Source organism: Nocardioides sp. NPDC051685 (genome assembly GCF_044453405.1).
GTDB lineage: Bacteria > Actinomycetota > Actinomycetes > Propionibacteriales > Nocardioidaceae > Nocardioides.
The window spans coordinates 224,591-244,966 of sequence record NZ_JBITCR010000004.1 but is presented as its reverse complement, the minus strand read 5'-3'; the positions used below and the strand labels follow the sequence as shown (position 1 = coordinate 244,966).

At 70.2% G+C, this 20,376-nt stretch carries 18 protein-coding genes; 6 read left to right on the top strand and 12 right to left on the bottom strand.

The features are described 5' to 3' along the window. Positions 1 to 11 precede the first annotated feature (11 nt). On the top strand, positions 12 to 593 hold the full coding sequence (locus ACIA03_RS13925; RefSeq protein ID WP_396983335.1) for a protein-L-isoaspartate O-methyltransferase: 582 nt from the start codon (positions 12 to 14) through the stop codon (positions 591 to 593). On the opposite strand, the gene ACIA03_RS13920 is transcribed toward ACIA03_RS13925, so the two are convergent. Beyond that, on the bottom strand, positions 590 to 1,744 hold the full coding sequence (locus ACIA03_RS13920) for a YihY/virulence factor BrkB family protein (RefSeq protein WP_396983333.1): 1,155 nt from the start codon (positions 1,742 to 1,744) through the stop codon (positions 590 to 592). The genes ACIA03_RS13925 and ACIA03_RS13920 overlap by 4 nt on opposite strands. A 75-nt stretch (positions 1,745 to 1,819) precedes the next feature. On the opposite strand from ACIA03_RS13920, the gene ACIA03_RS13915 reads away from it, so the two are divergent. Further along, positions 1,820 to 2,374: an RDD family protein gene (locus ACIA03_RS13915; RefSeq protein ID WP_396983331.1), complete on the top strand. Its 555-nt coding sequence runs from the start codon at positions 1,820 to 1,822 to the stop codon at positions 2,372 to 2,374. Between the two features lie 61 nt (positions 2,375 to 2,435). Next, positions 2,436 to 3,161 carry an RDD family protein gene (locus ACIA03_RS13910; protein ID WP_396983329.1) on the top strand — a complete coding sequence of 242 codons (726 nt, stop codon included), beginning with the start codon at positions 2,436 to 2,438 and terminating at the stop codon, positions 3,159 to 3,161. A gap of 63 nt (positions 3,162 to 3,224) precedes the next feature. Here ACIA03_RS13910 and ACIA03_RS13905 read toward each other — a convergent pair whose 3' ends face one another. The 7 genes from ACIA03_RS13905 to ACIA03_RS13875 form a co-directional block, all read right to left on the bottom strand. Further along, entirely contained in the window at positions 3,225 to 4,394 is a 1,170-nt protein-coding gene (locus tag ACIA03_RS13905) for an acyl-CoA dehydrogenase family protein (RefSeq protein WP_396983327.1), read from the bottom strand. Beyond that, complete coding sequence (locus tag ACIA03_RS13900; protein ID WP_396983324.1) at positions 4,391 to 6,271, bottom strand: biotin carboxylase N-terminal domain-containing protein; 1,881 nt, start codon at positions 6,269 to 6,271, stop codon at positions 4,391 to 4,393. The genes ACIA03_RS13905 and ACIA03_RS13900 overlap by 4 nt, the downstream gene beginning before the upstream one ends. Before the next feature lie 87 nt (positions 6,272 to 6,358). Beyond that, positions 6,359 to 7,930: an acyl-CoA carboxylase subunit beta gene (locus ACIA03_RS13895; RefSeq protein ID WP_396983322.1), complete on the bottom strand. Its 1,572-nt coding sequence runs from the start codon at positions 7,928 to 7,930 to the stop codon at positions 6,359 to 6,361. Between the two features lie 10 nt (positions 7,931 to 7,940). Continuing rightward, positions 7,941 to 9,074, bottom strand: coding sequence for an acyl-CoA dehydrogenase family protein (locus tag ACIA03_RS13890; protein WP_396983320.1), 1,134 nt, complete (start codon positions 9,072 to 9,074; stop codon positions 7,941 to 7,943). Continuing rightward, on the bottom strand, positions 9,071 to 10,804 hold the full coding sequence (locus ACIA03_RS13885) for an acyclic terpene utilization AtuA family protein (RefSeq protein WP_396983318.1): 1,734 nt from the start codon (positions 10,802 to 10,804) through the stop codon (positions 9,071 to 9,073). Before ACIA03_RS13885 ends, ACIA03_RS13890 begins: the two co-directional genes overlap by 4 nt. Beyond that, positions 10,801 to 11,595 (bottom strand): TIGR03084 family metal-binding protein, encoded by a 795-nt coding sequence (locus tag ACIA03_RS13880; RefSeq protein WP_396983316.1) that lies wholly within the window; start codon positions 11,593 to 11,595, stop codon positions 10,801 to 10,803. The genes ACIA03_RS13885 and ACIA03_RS13880 overlap by 4 nt, the downstream gene beginning before the upstream one ends. Beyond that, a complete protein-coding gene (locus ACIA03_RS13875) occupies positions 11,592 to 12,191 on the bottom strand; it encodes a TetR/AcrR family transcriptional regulator (RefSeq protein ID WP_396983314.1) in 600 nt (199 codons plus the stop codon). Before ACIA03_RS13875 ends, ACIA03_RS13880 begins: the two co-directional genes overlap by 4 nt. Before the next feature lie 114 nt (positions 12,192 to 12,305). Between ACIA03_RS13875 and ACIA03_RS13870 the strand changes: the two genes are divergently transcribed. Next, positions 12,306 to 12,665, top strand: a complete 360-nt coding sequence (locus ACIA03_RS13870) for a VOC family protein (protein ID WP_396983311.1) — start codon at positions 12,306 to 12,308, stop codon at positions 12,663 to 12,665. Between the two features lie 117 nt (positions 12,666 to 12,782). On the opposite strand, the gene ACIA03_RS13865 is transcribed toward ACIA03_RS13870, so the two are convergent. The 4 genes from ACIA03_RS13865 to ACIA03_RS13850 form a co-directional block, all read right to left on the bottom strand. Further along, positions 12,783 to 15,443, bottom strand: coding sequence for an FtsX-like permease family protein (locus ACIA03_RS13865; RefSeq protein ID WP_396983309.1), 2,661 nt, complete (start codon positions 15,441 to 15,443; stop codon positions 12,783 to 12,785). Positions 15,444 to 15,519: 76 nt separating this feature from the next. Continuing rightward, complete coding sequence (locus ACIA03_RS13860) at positions 15,520 to 16,242, bottom strand: ABC transporter ATP-binding protein (RefSeq protein ID WP_396983307.1); 723 nt, start codon at positions 16,240 to 16,242, stop codon at positions 15,520 to 15,522. Next, complete coding sequence (locus ACIA03_RS13855) at positions 16,235 to 16,384, bottom strand: hypothetical protein (RefSeq protein ID WP_160146489.1); 150 nt, start codon at positions 16,382 to 16,384, stop codon at positions 16,235 to 16,237. Before ACIA03_RS13855 ends, ACIA03_RS13860 begins: the two co-directional genes overlap by 8 nt. Continuing rightward, positions 16,381 to 16,932, bottom strand: coding sequence for a PadR family transcriptional regulator (locus tag ACIA03_RS13850; protein ID WP_396983305.1), 552 nt, complete (start codon positions 16,930 to 16,932; stop codon positions 16,381 to 16,383). Before ACIA03_RS13850 ends, ACIA03_RS13855 begins: the two co-directional genes overlap by 4 nt. A 204-nt stretch (positions 16,933 to 17,136) precedes the next feature. Here ACIA03_RS13850 and ACIA03_RS13845 point away from each other — a divergent pair, with 204 nt between their 5' ends. Both ACIA03_RS13845 and ACIA03_RS13840 read left to right on the top strand, forming a co-directional pair. Further along, complete coding sequence (locus tag ACIA03_RS13845; RefSeq protein WP_396983303.1) at positions 17,137 to 19,587, top strand: M4 family metallopeptidase; 2,451 nt, start codon at positions 17,137 to 17,139, stop codon at positions 19,585 to 19,587. After that, positions 19,511 to 20,236, top strand: a complete 726-nt coding sequence (locus ACIA03_RS13840) for a hypothetical protein (protein WP_396983884.1) — start codon at positions 19,511 to 19,513, stop codon at positions 20,234 to 20,236. The genes ACIA03_RS13845 and ACIA03_RS13840 overlap by 77 nt, the downstream gene beginning before the upstream one ends. Positions 20,237 to 20,376: the final 140 nt, after the last annotated feature.

Below are 20,376 nucleotides of genomic sequence, written 5' to 3'. Positions count from 1 at the left end.
CCTTACGGTGCTTGACTGGACGTGTGGACGCCGTCCGCCATGCATTTTCCGCCATTCCCCGGGAGGGCTTCCTCCCGCCCGAGGAGCGGGACTTCGCGGGCTTCGACGAGCCGCTTCCGATCGGCCACGGGCAGACCAACTCGCAGCCGCGGACGGTGGCCGACATGCTCCGTCTTCTCCAGGTCGAGCCGGGACACAAGGTCCTCGACGTCGGCTCCGGATCGGGGTGGACGACCGCGCTGCTCGCCCACCTGACCGGTCCCGAGGGCAGCGTGGTCGGGGTCGAGCTGGAGCCGTCCTTGGTCAGGTTCGGGCGCCGGAACCTGGCGGCGACCGACCAGCCGTGGGCCCGCATCGAGAAGGCGAAACCCGGCGTCCTCGGGTGGCCCCGGGAGGCTACGTACGACCGTATCCTCGTCTCCGCCGAGGCCGAGGCGATGCCGGACGAGCTGATGGACCAGCTCGCCGCGCCCGGCCGCATGGTGATCCCGGTCGCCGGGCTGATGATGCTGGTGGAGCGGAACGCGACGGGCAAGGTACGGCTCAGCAGCCACGGCTGGTACCGCTTCGTGCCGCTGCGGAGGAAGCCCTAAGGCGTACGCCGCTTCGGCTCGCCCTCGTCGGGGTGCGGCACCGCGCGCAGCCTGCCCGGCGGCACCGGGGGCGGCGGTTTGGTCGGCGGCAGCGGCCGGCTGAACTCGTCGCGGCGGCGGATCCGGCGCGCGGTCTTGCGGAGCCAGGAGGGGTCCATGACGATCTCGTGGGTGTTGCCGTCGGGACCGTCGAAGGTGACCGCGACCGTCTCGAAGCCCTTGTGGCGCTGCATGAGGGCATAGCTGGCGTAGGCGCGGCGGTCGGCCTCGGTCAGGTCGACGTCGTCGGTGAAGAGGGTGAGCAGCGCACGCGGCCACAGGTGACGGGAGTAGACGACGTTGACCTCGATCGAGATCACCACCATCAGCGCGGCGATGTAGAGGAAGGCGACCAGGCCGAGGACCAGCGCGAAGGTCTGGTTCATGCCGCGGGTGGCGGCGAGCACGTGCTGGACGAACTCGGCACCGAAGTACTGCAGCACCTGCCACAGCATCGCGAACGTGAGCGCGCCGGGGAGCGCGTGGCCGAGGGAGTGGTCTCGTGTGGTCGCCATCCGGAAGACGACGCAGAGCATGCCGGTGACGATCACGACGGTGCCGAGGATGACCAGCCAGTAGCCGACGTCGACCGCCTTGAAACCGAGGAAGTCGGTGCGGCTCAGCACCAGCGACAGCGCGGTGACCGAGAGGATGGCGAGGCCGCCGGCGGCGAGCATGAGCAGCGACCGGACCCGCAGGAAGATCGGGTTGGGGCGGCTGTTGCGCGGCACCGACCAGGCGGTGTTGACCGCGTTCTGCATCGAGAGGCCGAGGCCGAGCGCACCGTAGAGGGCCGCGATGCCACCGATGATGATCGCGCTGGTCGATCCGGTGAGCTCCTTGCGGCCGAGCTGGTCGCCGATGATCGGGAACTGCGCGAGCGCGGTGTCGAGCACCGCCTCCTGCAGGCTCGGGTCCCCCTCCAGCACGAAGCCGAGGATCGAGGAGGCGAGCAGCAGGATCGGGAAGACCGCGACGAAGGCGTAGTAGGTGATGATCGCGGCGAGGTTGTTGCCCTGGTCCTCGTAGAACTTGTAGAGGACGGCGATCGGGAACGCGACCGGCGGGAACCGGCGCTGAGCCCGATCCATCGCCTTCGCAACTCCAGCCATGAGGGTCAGGCTAACCCGTGCGTGACCCGATAGATTGAACGTCGGTCAGGTCAGCAGGTCAGCACACTCGAGGAGATGACCCACCAGATGTCCAACTTCGGCCCGCCGACGGGGCCGCCGCCAGGCGCACCACAGGACCCCGCTCGCGGACCGCAGCCCCAGGCCCCGCCCTGGGCCCAACAGTCGTACGTCCCCTCCGGCCCTCCGCTCGCGACCTGGGGTCGCCGGGTCGGTGGCGCGCTGATCGACGCGGCGCTGCTGCTGCCGTTCTACCTGGTCGCCGGGGTGGGTGGCGGGCTGTCGCAGGAGTCCGGCTTCTTCGTCACCGCGTTCGGCCTCCTCGTCACCGCGGTCGGCTGGTTCGGATTCATCGGCTTCGCCGTCTGGAACCATGTCCTCAAGCAGGGCCGCACTGGCTACACCATCGGCAAGGGTGTCGTCGGGATCAAGCTGGTCCGCAAGGACTCGTCCGCCACCGTCGGCGTCCCGGTCGCGCTGCTTCGGCAGGTGCTCCACGTCCTCGACGGGTTCTGCTTGATCGGCTACCTGTGGCCGCTGTGGGACGACAAGCGCCAGACCTTCGCCGACAAGATCGTCGGCACGCTGGTCGTCGTAGAGCCTCGCGCCTAGCCGCAGCGGGCCCAGGCGTGTGCGCTGACTTTTGCGTTGCGATGTGGCCATACTCTGCCCCATGTCTAACTACGGCCCGCCTCCTGGCGCCCCGCAGGACCCTTCCGGCCAGCCTCTGCCGCCGACTCCGCCGCCCGCACCGGCCTACGGTCAGCCCAGCGCTCCGCCGCCTCCTCCCACGCCCGGCTACGGCGCCGCCCCTGGTGGCTACGGTGCCGCTCCCGGCGGCTACGGCGCCGCTCCGGCCGGCTACGGCACCCCGGCCCCCGGCGGTTACGGCTACGGCGCTCCGACCCGGCCGTACGCCTCCTGGGGTGCGCGCGTCGGCGCCGCGATCATCGACGGCCTCGTCGGCGTGGTGGCCATGATCCCGTTCTACGTCGGCTACGGCCTGTTCATCGGCGGCGCGTCCGCGGGCTCGTCGGAGTATGACCCGAACACCGGGATGTACACGACCGGCGAACCCAACGGTGCGCTCATGGCGATCGGCGGGATCCTCGCGTTCCTCGGCTTTCTCGTCATCCTTGCCTTCCTGTTCTGGAACTACGGCCTGAAGCAGGGCAAGACGGGCTACACGATCGGCAAGGGCGTCCTCGGCATCAAGGTGGTCAAGGAGGCCGACGGCCAGGTCCTCGGCACCTGGTTCTCGATCGGGCGCTTCTTCGTCCACTACCTCGACCAGCTCGCCTGCTACATCGGCTACCTGTGGCCGCTGTGGGACGACAAGCGGCAGACCTTCGCCGACAAGATCCTCAGCACGATCGTCGTGGTCGAGCCGAAGAAGTAGAGACAGACGTACGCAGCAGGGCCGGTCGCTCACGCGACCGGCCCTGTACTCATTTCGCCGTGATCAGTAGGACTTCGGGAGTCCCAGCGTGTGCATGGCGATGTAGTTGAGGATCATCTCCCGGCTGACCGGAGCGATCCGGCCGAGACGGGCGGCGACGAGCTGGTTGGCCAGTCCGTACTCCACCGTCAGGCCGTTGCCGCCGTGGGTGTGGACCGCGGCGTCGGTGGCGTTGCAGGCGACCTCGCCGGCGGCGTACTTGGCCATGTTGGCGTACTCCCCGGCGCCGGCGTCGTCCCCGGCGTCGTAGAGCGCGGCGGCCTTCTGCCAGAGCAGACGGGCCTGCTCCAGCTCGATCTTGACCTTCGCCAGTGGGTGCGCGATCCCCTGGTGGGAGCCGATCGGGGCGTCCTTCCAGACCGACCGGGACCCGGCGTACGCCACCGCCTTGGCGAGCGCGTAGCGAGCCATGCCGCAGGAGAGGGCGGCGCCCATGATCCGTTCGGGGTTGAGGCCGGCGAAGAGCTGCCAGATGCCGCCGTCCTCGTCGCCGACGAGCGCGTCCGCGGGGAGGCGTACGTCGTCGATGAAGAGCGTGAACTGCTTCTCCGGCGCCTCCCAGGCCATCGGGATGACCTGCTTGGTGAAGCCCTCGGAGTCGGTCGGGACCACGAAGAGCGCGGGCTTGAGCTTCCCCGTCTTGGCGTCCTCCGTGCGGGCGACGATGAGGACCGAGTCGGCCTCGTCGACACCGGAGATGAAGGTCTTCTGACCGTTGAGCACCCAGCCGTCGCCGTCGCGCTTGGCGGTGGTGGTGATCTTGTGGGAGTTCGAACCGGCGTCGGCCTCGGTGATCCCGAACGCCATCAGCAGGCTCCCGTCCGCGATGGCAGGCAGCCAGCGCTTCTTCTGCTCGTCGGTGCCGCACCGGCCGATGATCGAGCCGCAGATCGCGGGGCTGACCACCATCATCAGCAGCGGGGCACCGGCGGTCGCGGCCTCCTCGAGCACCGCGGCCAGGTCGCTCATGCCACCGCCACCACCGCCGTACTCCTCGGCGATGTTGACGCCGAGGAACCCGTTGCGGCCCATCTCGAGCCACATCTCGGTCATCTTGCCGCCCTCGCGGGCCTGCTTGGCGACGAAGTCGTGACCGTACTTCCCGGCCAGCTTCGCCACCGCCTGACGCAGCGCGGTCCGCTCCTCGGGCTCACTGAATGCGGTTGCGGTCATGCTGTCTCCTCCTCGACGACGGCCAGCACCTCGCCGGCGGCGACCTGGGTTCCTGGTGTGACGTTGATCTGGGTGAGTACGCCGTCGGTGGGCGCGCTCACCGTGTGCTGCATCTTCATCGCCTCCAGGACCAGCAGCGGCTGGCCCTCGGTGACGCTGCTGCCGGCCTCGGCGAGCACGTTGACGACCGACCCCGGCATCGGCGCCAGCAGGCTCCCGGGCTGGGTCTGGGTGGCCGGGTCGGTGAACCGCGGACGCTTCCGCAGCGCGGTGTGGCCGAACGCGGAGTCGACGTCGATCCGATCACCCTCGACCGAGATCTCGTACGTGGTGCGCAGGCCGTCCTTCTCGAGAACAACCCCGTCCTGACCTGCATCGATGACGTCGAAGCCGTCGATGCGGTAGCCGTCGCGGGTGCCGTACCACTCCACGATGACACCGTCCTCGGAGCCATCCTCGAAGACCGTCCGCTGCGGCTGGTTGGTGACGTTGCGCCAGGCGATCGGGATGCCCGGCCGCCTGGTCCGCTCGGCCAGGGCTATCGCGGCGGCCACGGGGGCGCCCGGGTCCTCGATCGCCGAGAGGAAGGCGTCCTTCGTGAGCAGGGCGGTGGTGACCTCGCCGCTGCGGAACGCGTCGGAGCCGAGGATCCCGATCAGCTGCTCCCGGTTGGTCACCAGGCCGTGGATCTTGGCCGTACGCAGCACCGCGACCAGCCGCCGGATCGCCGCCTCGCGCGTGGGCGCGTGCACGATCACCTTCGCCAGCATCGCGTCGTAGAAGGTGCTGACCTCCGACCCTGACGTGTAGCCGGCGTCGATCCTCGCGTCGCCCGAGAACTCCAGCTTGGTCAGGACTCCCGACTGCGGCTGGTAGTCCGCCGTCGGGTCCTCGGCATAGAGCCGCACCTCGACCGCATGCCCGTCCACGCTGGTCGGGCCGCCGACGCCGCCGCCTTCGGCCACCGCGATCTGCAGCTCGACGAGATCCACGCCGTGCACCAGCTCGGTCACCGGGTGCTCGACCTGGAGCCGCGTGTTCATCTCCAGGAACCAGAACCGCTCGCTGGCCGCGTCGTAGAGGAACTCGACGGTGCCGGCCCCGCGGTAGTCGATCGCCGCGGCCGCGTTGCGGGCAGCCTCATGGAGCGCCGACCGGACGGCGTCGGGCAGCAGCGGCGCCGGGGACTCCTCGACGACCTTCTGGTGGCGACGCTGCACCGAGCAGTCGCGCTCGCCGAAGACGGCGACGTTGCCGGCGCCGTCGCCGACGACCTGGACCTCGACGTGACGGCCGGCCTCGACGTACGGCTCGACGAAGACGGTCCCGTCACCGAACGTCGAGGCGGCCTCGGCCTCGGCAGCGGCGATCTCGGCGGTGAGCGCGTCGAGCGAGCGGACGATCCGCATCCCGCGCCCTCCGCCGCCGGCGGAGGCCTTGACCAGCAGCGGCAGGTCGGACTCGACCGGGGAGGCCGGCGCCTCGAGCACCGGGACCCCGGCGGCGGCCATGATCTTCTTGGCCTCGATCTTGGAGCCCATCTGCTCGATCGACTCGGGAGCGGGTCCGATCCAGACCAGCCCGGCCGCCTCGACGGCGCGGGCGAAGTCGGCGTTCTCCGAGAGGAACCCGTAGCCCGGGTGGATCGCGTCGGCACCGGCCACCTTCGCCGCCTCGATGACGAGATCGCCGCGGAGATAGGTGTCGGTGGAGGCGTTGCCGGGGAGGCGTACGGCATGGTCCGCCTCGGCCACGAAGGGCAGGTCCGCGTCGGCGTCGGAGTGGACCGCGACGGTCTCGATCCCGAGCTTGCGGGCGGTGCGGAAGACGCGCGAGGCGATCTCGGCTCGGTTGGCGACGAGCAGTCTGGTGATCATGAGGAAATCCCGTTCATCGGGCCCCGATCCCCGGTGGTCGAGCTTGTCGAGACCACCCACGAGGCAACAGTCCTTCTGGCGACGAGGTCACATGCGGAAGACGCCAAAGTTCATCGCCCCCTCGATCTCCTTGGTCGCGATGGCCGACAAGCAGAGTCCGAGCACGGTCCGGGTGTCTCGCGGGTCGATGACCCCGTCGTCGTAGCCGAGGCCGGAGAGGAACATCGGCAGCGACTGCTCCTCGACCATCCCCTCGACCATCTCCTTGACGCCCTTGAACCCCTCGGCGTCGAAGACCTCGCCCTTCTTCTCGGCCGACTCGCGGGCTACGATCTCCATCACCCCGGCGAGCTGGGCCGGCCCCATCACCGCGGACTTGGCCGAGGGCCAGGTGAAGAGGAAGCGGGGATCGTACGCACGGCCGTTCATGCCGTAGTTGCCGGCGCCGTAGCTCGCGCCCATGATCACGGTCAGGTGCGGGACGGTGGAGTTGGAGACCGCGTTGATCATCAGGGCGCCGTGCTTGATGATGCCGCCCTGCTCGTACTCCGTGCCGACCATGTAGCCGGTGGTGTTGTGCAGGAACAGCAGCGGGGTGTCCTTCTGGTTGGCGAGCTGGATGAACTGCGCCGCCTTCTGGGCCTCCTCGCTCATCAGTACGCCGCGGGCGTTGGCGAGGATGCCGATCTCGTAGCCGTGCAGCCGCGCCCAGCCGACGCAGAGGCTCGGTCCGTAGAGGGGCTTGAACTCGTCGAACGCCACCTCGTTCTCGGGACCGGTGCCGTCGACGATCCGCAGGATCGCCTCACGCGGGTCGAAGGGCTCCTTGAGGTCGGTCGGGATCAGATCGAGCAGCCCGTCGGGGTCGAGCTCGGGCTCGTAGATCTCCTTGGGGAGCGGGCCACGCTTGCGCCAGTTGAGCCGGGCCACGACGCGCCGGGCCTGGCGGATGGCGTCGTGCTCGTCGACGGCGAGGAAGTCGGAGGAGCCGGAGATCCGCGAGTGCATCTCCGCGCCGCCCAGCGACTCGTCGTCGGTGTCCTCGCCGGTGGCCATCTTGACCAGCGGCGGGCCGGCCAGGAAGACCTTCGCGCCCTCCTTGACCATGATCACGTAGTCGCTCATGCCGGGGACGTACGCACCGCCGGCGGTGGAGTTGCCGAAGACGACCGAGATCGTCGGCTGCTTGCGGGCGGAGGACCTGGTCAGGTCGCGGAAGCCCTTGCCGCCCGGGATGAAGATGTCCTTCTGGGTGGGCAGGTCGGCGCCGCCGGACTCGGTCAGGTTGATCGTCGGGAGACCGTTCTTCTCCGCGATCTCGGCCGCCCGGAAGGAGCGCTTGAGGGTGTAGGGGTTGAGCGCCCCGCCCTTCACCGTCGGGTCGTTGGCGACGATCATGCACTCGACGCCCTCGACCACGCCGATGCCGGTGATGATCGAGCCGCCGACCGGGAAGTCGCTGCCCCAGCCGATCAGCGGCTGGGTCTCGAGGAACGGGCTGCCCTCGTCGAGCAGCAGCTCGATCCGTTCGCGGGCGAGGAGCTTGCCGCGGGCCTTGTGGCGGGCGACGTACTTCTCGCCGCCGCCGGCCGCCGCCTTGGCGTGCTCGGCGTCCAAGGCCTCGATCTTCTCCAGGAGGGCTTCTCTGTTGCCGGTCATGAGGCCCGCCTCATCGGTCCAGTCCCAACAGCTTGGCGGCCAAGTCGGTCATCACTTCGGTCGCTCCTCCTCCGATCGGCAGGATCCGGGCATCGCGGTAGTGCCGCTCGACCTCGGTCCCGTGCATGTATCCCGTCCCGCCGTGGAGCTGGACGGCCTGGTCGACAACCCAGGTGCAGGCCTCGACCGCTGTCTGCTTGGCCAGCGCCGCCTCGGCGATCGTCTGTTGTGTCGAGCCTTCGCGGTCGTAACGGTCGACGACCGCGTGCGTGTAGGCCTTGGCCACCTCGACCTGACGGTGCATCTCGACGAGCTTGTGGCGTACGACCTGACGTTTGATCAGCGGCTCACCGAAGGTCTCGCGCTGGCGGCAGTAGTCGGCGGTGAGCGCCAGGCAGCGGGCGGCGGTGCCGTAACCCTGCACGGCCAGCGCGATCCGCTCGGTCACGAACGCCTCGGCGATGTAGACGAACCCGGCGTTCTCGTCGCCGACGAGGTTGGCCGCCGGGACGCGTACGTCCTCGAAGGCGAGCTCCGCCGTGTCGGAGCAGTGCCAGCCCATCTTGGCGAGCTTGCGGGTGACCGTGAAGCCGGGGGTGTCCTTGTCGATCACCAGCAGGCTGATGCCGCCGGCGCCTGGGCCGCCGGTACGGACCGCGGTGGTGACGAAGTCGGCTCGCACCCCGCTGGTGATGAACGTCTTGGCGCCGTTGACGACGAACTCGTCGCCGTCGCGGACCGCGGTGGTGCGCAGGTGGGAGACGTCGGAGCCGCCGTCGGGCTCGGTGATCGCGAGGCTGCCGATCTTCTCCCCGGCCAGGGTCGGCTTCACGTAGGTGTCGATGAGGTGGGGCGAGCCGTGCTTGGCGATGTGCGGCAGCGCGATCCCGTGGGTGAACAGGCCCGCGAGCAGACCGGACGAGGCGCCCTCGGACATCATCCCCTCGGTCACCGCGACGGTGTCGGCCAGTCCGCCGCCCTCGCCGCCGGCCTCCTCGGGGAACCCGATCCCGAGCAGCCCCTGCTTGGCGGCGGCCTGGTGGACCTCGCGCGGGATCTCCTGGTTGTCCTCCCAGACCTGCAGGTCGGGGAAGACCTCACGGCGGGCGAACTCGGCGCCCAGCTGGAACAGGTCGTCGCTCACAGGAGCTCCTCCGGGCTGAGTTCGAGAGGTACGTCGACGAATCGGCTCCGGGCCCACTCGCCCAGCCCCTTCGCCTGCGGGTCGAACCTCGTCGAGGCCGCCACTCCTTCGCCGAGCAGGTCGCGGATGACGATGTTCACGCCACGCAGGTGCGGCAGCGGCGTGATGTCGATGGCCAGGTCCTCGGCCTCCGGCAGCAGCGTCCGCACCCACTCCGGCGTGACGGCGTCCAGCAGCCACTCGACGACCGCGTCCGGCCGCCACTGCGGCGCCCAGAGCCCGAGGTTGGCGTCGCCGCCCTTGTCCCCCGACCGCGCGTAGACCAGCTCACCCAACGCTCGCCGAGACGTCGCTCCCGTCGGCCGAGGCGTCGCTCCCGTCGGCCGAGAGGTCACCTTGTCCGACGCGCCTGACGTGTCGGCCGACGCACGTGACGCCTCGGCATAGGCGAGAGGAGCGGGGACCTCGTAGGTCGAGCCGTCGGGGAGGTGGACGGTCTCCGGGGCGCGGTCGCGCCGGACGTACGCAGCCTTGTAGATCCCGAACGGAGACGGCCGCCCCGGAGGCGCGGTGACATGGAAGCCCGGGTAGGAGGCGAGCGCCAGCTCGATGGCCGGGGCCGTCAACGCGCGCCCGACGGCGTCGGCGTCGGCGGCGCGCGCGGAGAGCCGCAGGATGCAGGCGGCGCCCTCCTCGGTCGGCGAGTCGGGTGCGGGGATGCGGTAGGTCGACCAGGTGTAGTCGGGACCGATCGGGAGCTCGGCGTCGAGCTGGTCGCGCAGCCAGGCGGCCTTGGCGTCGATGTCGGGCCCGGTGAGCACGAACTCGGCCGAGTTGCGATAGCCGCCGAGCGAGTTGACCGCGACCTTGAGCGTGGCCGGCGGCGGGGTGCCGGTCACGCCCGAGATGGCCACTCGATCGATCCCCACCTCCGAAAGGCGGATCGAGGTGAGGTCGGTGGTGACGTCGGCCCCCAGATAGAGCGGTCCCTGGATCTCGTAGAGCAGCTGGGCGGTGACCGTGTCGACCGTGACGGTGCCACCGGTCTCGTCCTGCTTGGTGATGATCGAGGAGCCGTCGACGGCGACCTCGGCGACCGGGAACCCCAGCGGACGCGCCCGGGCCTGCGGCGACATCGTCAGGAAGCCGGAGAAGTTGCCGCCGGTGGCCTGGGTGCCGCACTCGATCACATGCCCGGCGACCACGGCGCCGGCGAGCTCGTCGTACGAGTCCCGCTTCCAGCCGTGGTGGGCGATCGCCGGCCCGACGACGACGCTCGCATCGGTGACGCGACCGGTGACGACGATGTCGGCGCCGGCGTCGAGCGCGTGCGCGATCCCGAAGGCACCGAGATAGGCGTTGGCGGTCAGGGCGTCGGGGTGGGAGTCGAGACGCCCGCGCAGATCGTCGCCGTCGACATAGGCCACCTTCGCCGAGGTCCCGAGCGCCTCGATCGCCTTCGCGAGCCCCGCGGGGTTGAGACCGCCGGCGTTGGAGACGATCTTGACGTCTCGCTGCAGCGCGAGGTCGATGCTGTCCGCGATCTGGCGCAGGAAGGTCTTGGCGTAGCCCGTCGACGGGTCCTTGAGGGTGTCCTTGCCGAGGATGAGCATGGTGAGCTCGGCGAGGTAGTCGCCGGTGAGCACGTCGAGCCGACCGCCCTCGAGCATGTCGCGCATCGCCGAGAACCGGTCGCCGTAGAAGCCGGAGCAGTTGCCGATGGTGATCACTGCTTGGGCCTCCCGCCCCCCGCGGGCCCGGCGAACGCCTGGGCGATGGTCAGCCACTTCTCGGCGTCGTCGCCGGTGGTCTCCAGCGCGGTGTCGTCGCGGTGGATGCGCTGGGTGACGAGACGTGCGAAGTCGTACGCCGGGCCCCGGACGCTCTGCGCCGCATCCTCAGGCCCCCACTCCCAGACCACACCGGACGGCGCGGTGAGCTCGATCCGGAACGGGGAGCTCGGCGGGGTCAGGCCGTGGACGCCGAAGGAGAAGTCGCGGGTGCGGGTGCCGAGGTGGCAGACATGCTTGATGCGGTCGCTGGGCTCATAGGTGTGGCCGAGCGCCTCACGCACGTCCAGCCCGTGGGCCCAGGTCTCCATGAACCGCGCGGTCGCCATCGAGGCCGGCGACATCGGCGGCCCGAACCAGGGCAGCTTCTCGCCGTCCGGGACGTTCGCGAGCGCACCGGCGAGCTCGCCGCGTACGCCGTCCCAGTGCTGCAGCAGCTCCGCCGGCGGCATCGTGGCGAGCGCCAGCGCGGACTCGTCGACGTAACCCTCGGAGTTCTTGAGGGCCTCGTTCACCAGCTCGTCCCAGGCGGTCGCGTCACCGGCCACCCACTCGGTCGCGGCGATCGCAGCCTCGTCGGTCCAGGCCAGGTGGGCGATCTGGGCGGCGACGTCCCAGCCCGCGGCCGGTGTCGGCTCGCGCCAGCCCGCCTCACTCAGCCCCGCCACCACCTGGCGGAGTTCGAACCCTTCCATGGAGAGGTCCTCGAGAAGTTGATCCAGCAGGCTCATTGCAGCTCTCTTTCCAGGACCTCGGCCCAGTGATCGAGGATCCGTTCGCGTCGGGCGGCGTCGTCGGTAATCGTGTCAGCCAGAGCCAGGCCGCGGACGAGATCGAGCGTGGCCTGCACGAGCTCGCGCACGCCGGGCTTCTTCTCGTCCACGTCGAGCAGCTCGACCGTGGCCCGGTGGAGCTCGCGGCCGATCCGCTGCTCGAGCGGACCCACCGCCGCGGCCAGCTGCTCGTCGGTGCGCGCCGCCACCCACAGCTCCAGGGCCGCGGCGAAGACCGGGGAGGTGACCTGCTCGGCGAGCATGGCGAGCACGTGCCGCGTACGCTGCCCACCCTCCGGGAGCGCCCCGGCAGCCGCCTTCAGCGCCTCACCACGAGCTTCCGTGATGTGCTCGACCGCCGCCACGACCAGGTCGTTCTTGGCCGGGAAGTGGTGCAGCTGCGCCCCGCGGGAGACCCCGGCACGCTGGGAGACGAGCGTCGTCGAGGTGCCGGCGAAGCCGCGCTCGGCCAGCAGCTCGACGGTGGCGTCGAGGAGGCGGGCCCGCATCGCGCGGGTGCGCTGTTCCTGAGGTACGCGGGTGGCCTGGCTCACAGACAGGCACTCTGCCGCCTCAGAAACAAACAGTCAACCCTGACTGTATTTTTCTGAGACGGCGTCGTGACAGGCGGAAGCCGAACGTCCGGAACCCGCCGTAACGTCGGCCCCATGGCTATCGCACGCAATCCTCAGTGGGTCATCGACTGTCCCGACACGGCGGCCCTGTCCGCCTTCTACGCCCAGCTCCTCGGCTGGGAGTCCAAGGTCGACGACGACGGGGGCTGGGCCAGCGCCTGGGGCGACGGCGGATCGCTGGACTTCCAGCGCGTCGACGACTACCGAGCCCCGGAGTGGCCCGGCCAGGACGTACCTCAGCAGACGCACCTCGACGTCACCGTCGACGACCTCGACAAGGCCGAGGCCGAGGTCCTGGAGATCGGCGCCACCAAGCACGAGGTCCAGCCCGGCAAGACCTTCCGCGTCTTCCTCGACCCCGCCGGCCACACCTTCTGCCTCTGCCAGGCCTGAGCCGAGACGTCACCCGCGTCGGCCGAGAAGTCACGTACGCGGATCGAATCGGCACCAACGTGCCAACTCGATCCGCGGGAGTGACGCCTCGGCCGACGTACCTGACGCCTCGGCCGGCTATTCGACGCGGGCGACCATGGGGAGCCGGCTGCGGGTGGTGACCGCGACGATGATCGCGATCAGCAGGGGAAGGCCGACGACCACGATCCCGACCAGGTCCCAGGGCACCTCGAGGTAGTGCGAGGCGACGCTGTCACGCTCCGGCCAGCCCTCGGCGGTGAGCGGAAAGCTGACCGCGATGCCCGGGACGAACCCGATCAGGGCCCCCGGGATCGCGCCGAGGAGCGCGATGACCAGGGCGTACGCAGCAGCGACCCCTCGACGCGTACGTGTCGGTGCACCGACGGCCGACAGCGTGGCCAGGTCGGGACGGGCGTCGTTGAGCGCGAGGTAGGTCGCGGTGAGGGCGCCGCCGATCATCAGCACCGCGGCCAGGGTGATCAGGAGGAGCCAGACGATCACCGCCTTGTCGTCCTGCTGGAACCCACGCTCGACCGTGATCGACGTCGGGACCTGCCCGGCGGCGAGGGCCTCGTCGAGGTCCTGCTCGGCAGCGGCGGTGATCCGCGCATCCTCGACGTAGAGGCCGCTCACCTGTGGCTCGGCGCCGAGCTTCTTCGCCACGGCCGGCGGGACGACCGCATACGCAGGCGCATACGCGTCCTCGATGTGGAGGTAGGTCGCCGGCACCGTGACCGAGGCCTGCTCCAGTTCGGACTCCGTCTCCTCGTCCCACTTCCGGACATCCAGTCGTGCGTCCTTCGAATCCGGTCCCTTGCCGTCGGTGAACACGACCGCGCCACCGGCGCGAACGGTCCTCTCGGCCGAAGCGACATCCGCATCCCCGAGCAGGCGCGTCACTGCCGGCGGAAGCGTGCCGTCCGCCTCGGCGACGAGGACCTCGCCGAAGGTTCCGTTGCTGGATCCCGGCGCGACGTCGGCGCCGTCTCCGGTCCGGATCACGAAGAAGGTCTCGGGGTCGGGGAACACGGCGGCAGCGACCGGCACGATCGTCGCCTTCGGGATCTCCTTCGCGACCTGCGCCGCGACTCCCTCCCATCCCTTCGCGTCCGTGTCCTCGGCGGAGACGACACCCGTGTCGAGCCGTACGGCTCCGTCTCCGTAGGCGAGCGACGGCTGGTAGGTCGCCTGGTTCTGCTCCTGGTCGCTGCCGAAGGCGATCCCGAGGGTGATCGCGCCGACCACGGTCACCGCGATGGCACCCGCGGCCGGCACCGTCCGGGTGCGGTGCCGGTCCGCATCACGTGTCGCGAAGCGGATCACCAGCGGCATCCGAGCGCTGGACCGAGCAGCCAGGGCTACGAGGACGGGGAGGATGAACAGCACCCCGGCGACGCACAGCAGCACGCCGAGGGCGATCGGGATTCCGTCGTAGGCTCCCCGCGTCCCGAAGGCGGACGACGCGGCGCCGGCGAGAACGAGGACGAGCCCGATCACCGGCGAGTGCCGCGACGGCGGGGTCTCGGAGCGACGCCCGGACAGTACGCCGACGACGTTCTGTCGCGACGCGATCCAGGCCGGCACGATCGCCGCGCAGATCGCCGCGCCGAACCCGATGACCGCGACCGCCAGGATCTGCAGCCACGGCACCTCGAACGGGCCGAACCACGCCGAGACCTGATCCTGGGCGAGCGGCTGGAGCAGACGCGCGAGCCCGATACCGAGCACGGCCCCGACGGCCGCGGCCACCGCACCGATGACGATCGCCATCCCCAGGACGGCACGCCGAGCCTGGCGAGCCGTGCCGCCAGAGGCGGCGATCAGGGCGAGATCCCGCGCCTGTCGGCGGGCCGCCACCGCGAAGGCAGGGCCGGCCAGCAGGACCACCTCGAGGAGCACCATGACCACGATGAGGACGACGACCACGGTCTCGGAGGCGTCCGGCGCGCGCTCCGCGGAGCCGAGCTCCCGATCGGCGGCCAGCGCAGCCGCGGAGGGGTCCTGGACGACCGACCGGGAGAGTACGAAGGCACCCCTCGCGTTCAGCTTCTCGACGTCGTCCCAGCTCACCGGACCACCCCCGACCAGCCAGGTCGAGGTCGTGACGAAGCCGGCCGCCGGCAGACCCGCGCCGGCCACGAAGGGCTCGTTGCGCACACTGGCCGACTCGACGATCCCGACGACCTTGCGGACCTCCTCGGAGCCTCCGTTCGGGATCCGCAGCTCCTTGCCGAGGCTCGGCCCACGGGCGGCGAGAGCGGCATTGACCACGACCTCGTCCGACCCCTGCGGAAGCCGGCCGCCGGTCAGCCGGGTGAGCCCGGCGGCAAGCGGGTCGGACAGATCGGTCCGCAGACCGCTGGCCCAGGCGACACCCTTGTCGGTGCGTACGTCCAGACCGTAGTCGTCGACCGAGAGCACCGGCCGGTCGCCGACGACGGCGCGCAGCCCGGCCGCGTCCAGCGGCTCGGTCCCGGTCTCGTCGAGCCACCGGCTCACCTGATCCGGGTCGATGCCCTGTCGAACGGGCGCAGGACTCTGGGCCTCGACCCTGGCCGCGGCCTCCGTACCGAGCCGGCGGTCGAGACCCTCGACGGTGTTGACGTCGTAGGTCTTGTAGGTCACCGCGATCGCGGTGACGCCTGCCACCGGGAGCGCGATCATCAGGATGACGAGCAGGCTGCGCCACTTCGCCCGCCGGGCCTCCCGTTGGCCGAGCCGGAGCGCGAGCCGCCAGCCCGCAAGCCCGCCACTCATGCCGCCACCTCCGTAGCGCAAGCGCAAGAATACGGACGCGGCGGCACGAGGCCTGTTGTCGCTCGCTGACGCTCGCTCATGCTTCGACCTCGTCCACGAGCGCCATGCTCGGCGTCTCGCCGGCCTCGTCGACGACGACACCGTCACGCACGTAGATCACCCGGTCGGCCCAGCTGGCGTAGCGCGGCTCGTGGGTGACGAGCACACCGGCCGCGCCCGCGTCGCAGCGCGCGCGGATCAGCTTGAGGATGTCCTCGCCGGTCTCGGTGTCGAGGGCACCGGTCGGCTCGTCGGCCAGGATCAGACGGCGTTCGCCGACGATCGCTCGGGCGATCGCGATCCGCTGCCGCTGCCCGCCGGACATCTCGTCGGGGAACCGGTCGGCGAAGCCGTCGAGCCCGACCTCCTCGAGCGCCGTCCTCGCCGCGGCCTGTGCCGAGCGGCGGCCGGCCCCGTCGAGCTCCAACGGCAGCGCGACGTTCTCGACGGCGGTCAGCGCCGGAATCAGGTTGAAGTCCTGGAAGACATAGCCGATCGACGTACGCCGCAGCTTGGCGCGCCCACTGATCCCGGCCTCACCGAGATCCTGGCCGTCGACGGTCACGGTCCCGGAGGTCGGCGAGTCGAGGCCGCCGGCGATGGTCAGCAGCGACGACTTCCCGGAGCCGCTCGGCCCCATGATCGCGACCAGCTCACCGGCGTACGCAGCGAGGCTGACGCCACGCAGGGCGTGCACCTCGGCGGCGCCGGTGCCGTGGACGCGGCTCACATCGGTGAGCCGGAGGACGGGTTCACTCATCGGTGGACTCCTTGGTCTGGATGTTGCCCGGCTTGGCGGGCGTTGCGTGGGCGCGGCGGCTCAGCCGCTCGCGGGCGTCGGCGAGCCAGCGGCTCTGGTCGTGGTTGAGGCGGCGCAGGTCGTGGGCGAGGGCGGCGTTCATCGGTCGCCTCCCTCGGCGGGCTCCGGCGCGGTGCTCGACGCGGCCGCCCGGCGGAGCCGGGCCTCGCAGTGGTCGAGCCACCGGATCTCGGCCTCGGCCGCGAAGACGAGGCGATCGAGCACGAGCCCGCCGGCGAGGTCGTCGCCGGCGCCGGAGCGTGCCTGGCGGCGGTATCCCTGGAGCGCCTGCATCGTGGCGTTGCGCTGCTGCTGGACGACCTTGCCGACGTCCACGCTCGGCACGGCGACGGCCACCGCGAGCTTGATCGCGAGCTCGTCGCGCTGTGGCTGCGCACGTTCCACGGGGGTGTCGAACCACCCCTTGACCTCGACCTTGCCGGCCTCGGTGAGCTGGTAGAGGGACCGTCCCTCCGCGTCGGTCCCTCCGGCCTCGACGAGGCCGTCGCGCTCGAGTCGCGACAGGGTCGTATAGACCTGCCCGACGTTCAGCGGCCAGCTGGCGCCGGTGCGCTGCTCGAACTCGGCGCGCAGCTCGTAGCCGTAGCGCGGCTTCTCCAGCAGCGCCAGCAGTGCGTGTTTCACGGACACTCGATCACCTCCCTCGGTTGCATACTGAGTATGTATATACCGAGTATGCAACGGGTGCAAGTCGATATGGCCGAGGATCGATGGCCATGTTCGGAGAATTCGCTGCCGACGCATCCCATGCATGTAAGACTTCCTTCGCCGGTTCGGGTCGGTGCGGCGGCACACGTCGCCCACTTCGACTCCCACTCACCAGACGGATCCCAGATGGCATCCCTTCACCGGCTCACAGCGCTGACCGCGACCCCGCTCGTCGCGATCGCCATGACCGTGTTCACCCCTCATCTCCTGTCCACAGGGCACGCGGCCGGCAAGCCTGCCCCGGCGATCGCGGCGGAACGGCTCCACGCCGACGCCGACCGCACCGTGCACACCAGCCGCCAGAACGGCACCCTGCGTTTCGCCGGCGCCGGCGGCGGCCGGATCGAGAACCCGTCGGTCGACCGCGCGGACTCGACCACCGTCGCCGCCCGTGCGCACGTCGACCGCTACGGCGCAGCCTTCGGCGCCGATCGCGCGGGAACGACGCTGGCCACCGCCGGCACGACGCACACCGCAGCAGGCACCGACGTCGTACGCCTCGACCAGCGCGTCGACGGCATCCCGGTGCTCGGCGGCCAGATGGTCGTGACGATGGGGCCGGACCGCGACCTCGCCTCGCTGGCGGCCAGCCTGAGCGCGACGTCCACCGTCTCCGAGCCGCGCATCTCCGAGAGCAGAGCGCGTTCACTCGCGCTGGCCACGCTGTCGCGCGCGGACAACCGCACGTCCGGGGACATCGTCGGCAACGGCCGGACGGTCTTCGATCCGGCCGTGTTCGGGACGACGACGGACAACGGCTCACGCAGCGGCTGGCGCTTCGAGGTCTCCGGCGCCGATGGCGCACGCCGCCTGATGATCGTCGACGACCAGGACGGGCGGATCCTCCTGGACATCGACGAGAACCAGCAGCTCGACCGGGTCGTGTGCGACAACGCCAACGCGACGAACAGCACCGACGTCCCGTGCACGGCGCCGGGGAGGACCGAGACCGGTGAAGCCAGCGGAAGCGGCGACGTTGAGAGTGCCTTCGCCTTGGCCGGCGAGGTCGACTTGTTCTACCAGCAGATCGCGAACCTCGACCTGACGAGCCTCATCGGCGTCACCCAGCCCGACGGTCGCAAGAGTCTGGCCTCGACCGTCAACTGGTGCTACACCACATCGTCGGGATGCCCGTACGCCAACGCGTTCTGGAACGGGACACAGATGTACTACGGCGCCGGCTATGCGATCGCCGACGACGTCGTCGGCCACGAGATGACCCACGGTGTCATCGACCAGTTCTCGCAGCTCTTCTACTGGGGTCAGTCCGGGGCCATCAACGAGTCCATGGCCGACGTCATGGGCGAGATCATCGACCACCGCCACACCGCTGCCGGCGACGATGACAGCGGCTGGGACCTCGGTGAAGACCTCCCTGACGGCGCCATCCGAAGCATGAAGGACCCCGCGCTGCACAGCCAGCCAGACACGATGACGAGCGCGGCGTACGTCTCCGGTCTCGACGACAACGGCGGCGTGCACACCAACAGCGGCGTGGGCAACAGGACCGCCTTCGTCATCTCGCAGGGCGGAGCGCTCGCGGGGACCGACTTCGCCGGCATCGACGCCGGCGACGCGATGCTCACCAAGACTGCGACGCTCTACCTCGACGTCATCCAGAGGCTGGCCCCCGGCGCCGAGTACGCCGACCTGGCCAACCAGCTCGAGCAGAGCTGCGGCGACCTGGCCGCGGTGGGGAAGGCCGGGTTCACGAGCTCGGACTGCGCGACCGTCCACGATGCCACCGAGGTCACCCAGCTGCGTACGAACCCGACGACGGAGGGCACCCGCACGGACGCTCAGATGAGCTGCCCCGCGCAGACGGCGGTGCGTACGCTCTTCGACAGCGAGACCGGTGACGCCGCATCGAAGTTCGTCTCGGGCTCGTGGGCCCGCGACCAGTCGACGTACTGGGGGCCGAACGCCACCTCGGGCAAGGAGGCGTGGCACTATTCGCCGCCAGCCAGGAGCGGCAACATGACGAAGGGTCGGACCCGGCTCCAGACGCTGAACGGCATCGAGCTTCCGGCCGGCCAGACGACCTACATGTGGTTCCGCCAGTGGCACCTGTTCGAATATGACCCCGACGGTGCCTGGGACGGCGGGGTCGTGGGCTGGACCGACGACACGACCCAGACCACCTGGCGTTCGGGAACCAACGGCTGGACCAACGGCCCCAACGGACGCATCCAGACGTCGAGCTCGCCCTATTACAACGACAACCCCAACGCCGGCGTGACAGCTTTCGTCCGCGACGGCAAGGGGTGGTACGCCAGCCAGGTCGACCTCTCGGAGTACGCCGGACACACGCTGAGGCCCTACTTCGAGGCGTCCTGGGACAGCTTGGGCTGGTACGTCGGCTGGTTCCTCGACGACATCAATCTACACCTGCGAACCGGCTCCGCTGGCGAACACCGCAGCACCGACGATCACCGGAACGGCACGTGTCGGGTCCACGTTGACTGCCACCTCCGGCACGTGGTCGCCGGCAGCAACGAGCGTGAGCTACCAGTGGCTGCGCAACGGCTCGCCGATCAGCGGGGCCACCTCCTCGACGTACACCCTTGCGGCGGCTGACTACGCGACCCGTGTCTCCGTCAGGGTGACGGCGAGCTCAACCGAATGGTCCGCGGGAACCTCAGGGACCAAGGCCAGCGCACCGACGGCGTCGATCGCCTTGGGCCCATCCATCCGCGCCACCGTACGTCCCGTCATCAGCGGCACTGCACGCGTCGGCTCCAAGCTCACCGTGTCCAAGGGAACGTGGAACCAAACCCCCCAGAGCTACAACTACGTCTGGTTGCGCAACGGCCTCACGATCATCGAATCCACCAGCAACACCTTTACGCTGCGCGCGAGCGACCGCGGCGCCAAGATGACAGTCAGGGTCGAGGCGTGGAGCCCGGGCTGGGCCGGAGGGAGCAGCACCACCCTTCCGACCGCGGCGGTGGCGCCCGGGTATCTGACCTCGGTGACGCCCACGATCGGCGGCACCCGCCGCGTCGGCTACACGCTCACCGCCTACCCCGGCACCTGGAAGCCCTTGGGAACCAGCCTCTCCTACCAGTGGCTGCGCAACGGCGTCGCGATCTCGGGCGCAACCGGGAAGACGTACCGCCTCCGGTCCGTCGACCGCGGTGACCGCATCCGCGTCCGGGTGACCGGCCGCAAGACCGGCTACTACACCAAGACCACCACCTCGGCGGCCACCAGCACCATCCGCTGACCCAACCCGCCGAGACGTCACGTACGTCGGGGGGGGGGGGGGGGCGGCACCCCCCCCCCCCCCCCCGCCCGCCCCCCCCCCCCCGCCCCCCCGCCCCCGATTGGGGGCGCCCCCCCCCACCCCCCCCGGGCCATCATAGC

What these genes read in the sequence shown, in the direction of transcription:
- ACIA03_RS13920 (WP_396983333.1), bottom strand. Translation starts at nt 1,744, where the DNA reads ATGGCTGGAGTTGCGAAGGCGATGGATCGGGCTCAGCGCCGGTTCCCG.
- ACIA03_RS13915 (WP_396983331.1), top strand. Translation starts at nt 1,820, where the DNA reads ATGACCCACCAGATGTCCAACTTCGGCCCGCCGACGGGGCCGCCGCCA.
- ACIA03_RS13910 (WP_396983329.1), top strand. Translation starts at nt 2,436, where the DNA reads ATGTCTAACTACGGCCCGCCTCCTGGCGCCCCGCAGGACCCTTCCGGC.
- ACIA03_RS13905 (WP_396983327.1), bottom strand. Translation starts at nt 4,394, where the DNA reads ATGACCGCAACCGCATTCAGTGAGCCCGAGGAGCGGACCGCGCTGCGT.
- ACIA03_RS13900 (WP_396983324.1), bottom strand. Translation starts at nt 6,271, where the DNA reads ATGATCACCAGACTGCTCGTCGCCAACCGAGCCGAGATCGCCTCGCGC.
- ACIA03_RS13895 (WP_396983322.1), bottom strand. Translation starts at nt 7,930, where the DNA reads ATGACCGGCAACAGAGAAGCCCTCCTGGAGAAGATCGAGGCCTTGGAC.
- ACIA03_RS13880 (WP_396983316.1), bottom strand. Translation starts at nt 11,595, where the DNA reads ATGAGCCTGCTGGATCAACTTCTCGAGGACCTCTCCATGGAAGGGTTC.
- ACIA03_RS13870 (WP_396983311.1), top strand. Translation starts at nt 12,306, where the DNA reads ATGGCTATCGCACGCAATCCTCAGTGGGTCATCGACTGTCCCGACACG.
- ACIA03_RS13865 (WP_396983309.1), bottom strand. Translation starts at nt 15,443, where the DNA reads ATGAGTGGCGGGCTTGCGGGCTGGCGGCTCGCGCTCCGGCTCGGCCAA.
- ACIA03_RS13860 (WP_396983307.1), bottom strand. Translation starts at nt 16,242, where the DNA reads ATGAGTGAACCCGTCCTCCGGCTCACCGATGTGAGCCGCGTCCACGGC.
- ACIA03_RS13855 (WP_160146489.1), bottom strand. Translation starts at nt 16,384, where the DNA reads ATGAACGCCGCCCTCGCCCACGACCTGCGCCGCCTCAACCACGACCAG.
- ACIA03_RS13845 (WP_396983303.1), top strand. Translation starts at nt 17,137, where the DNA reads ATGGCATCCCTTCACCGGCTCACAGCGCTGACCGCGACCCCGCTCGTC.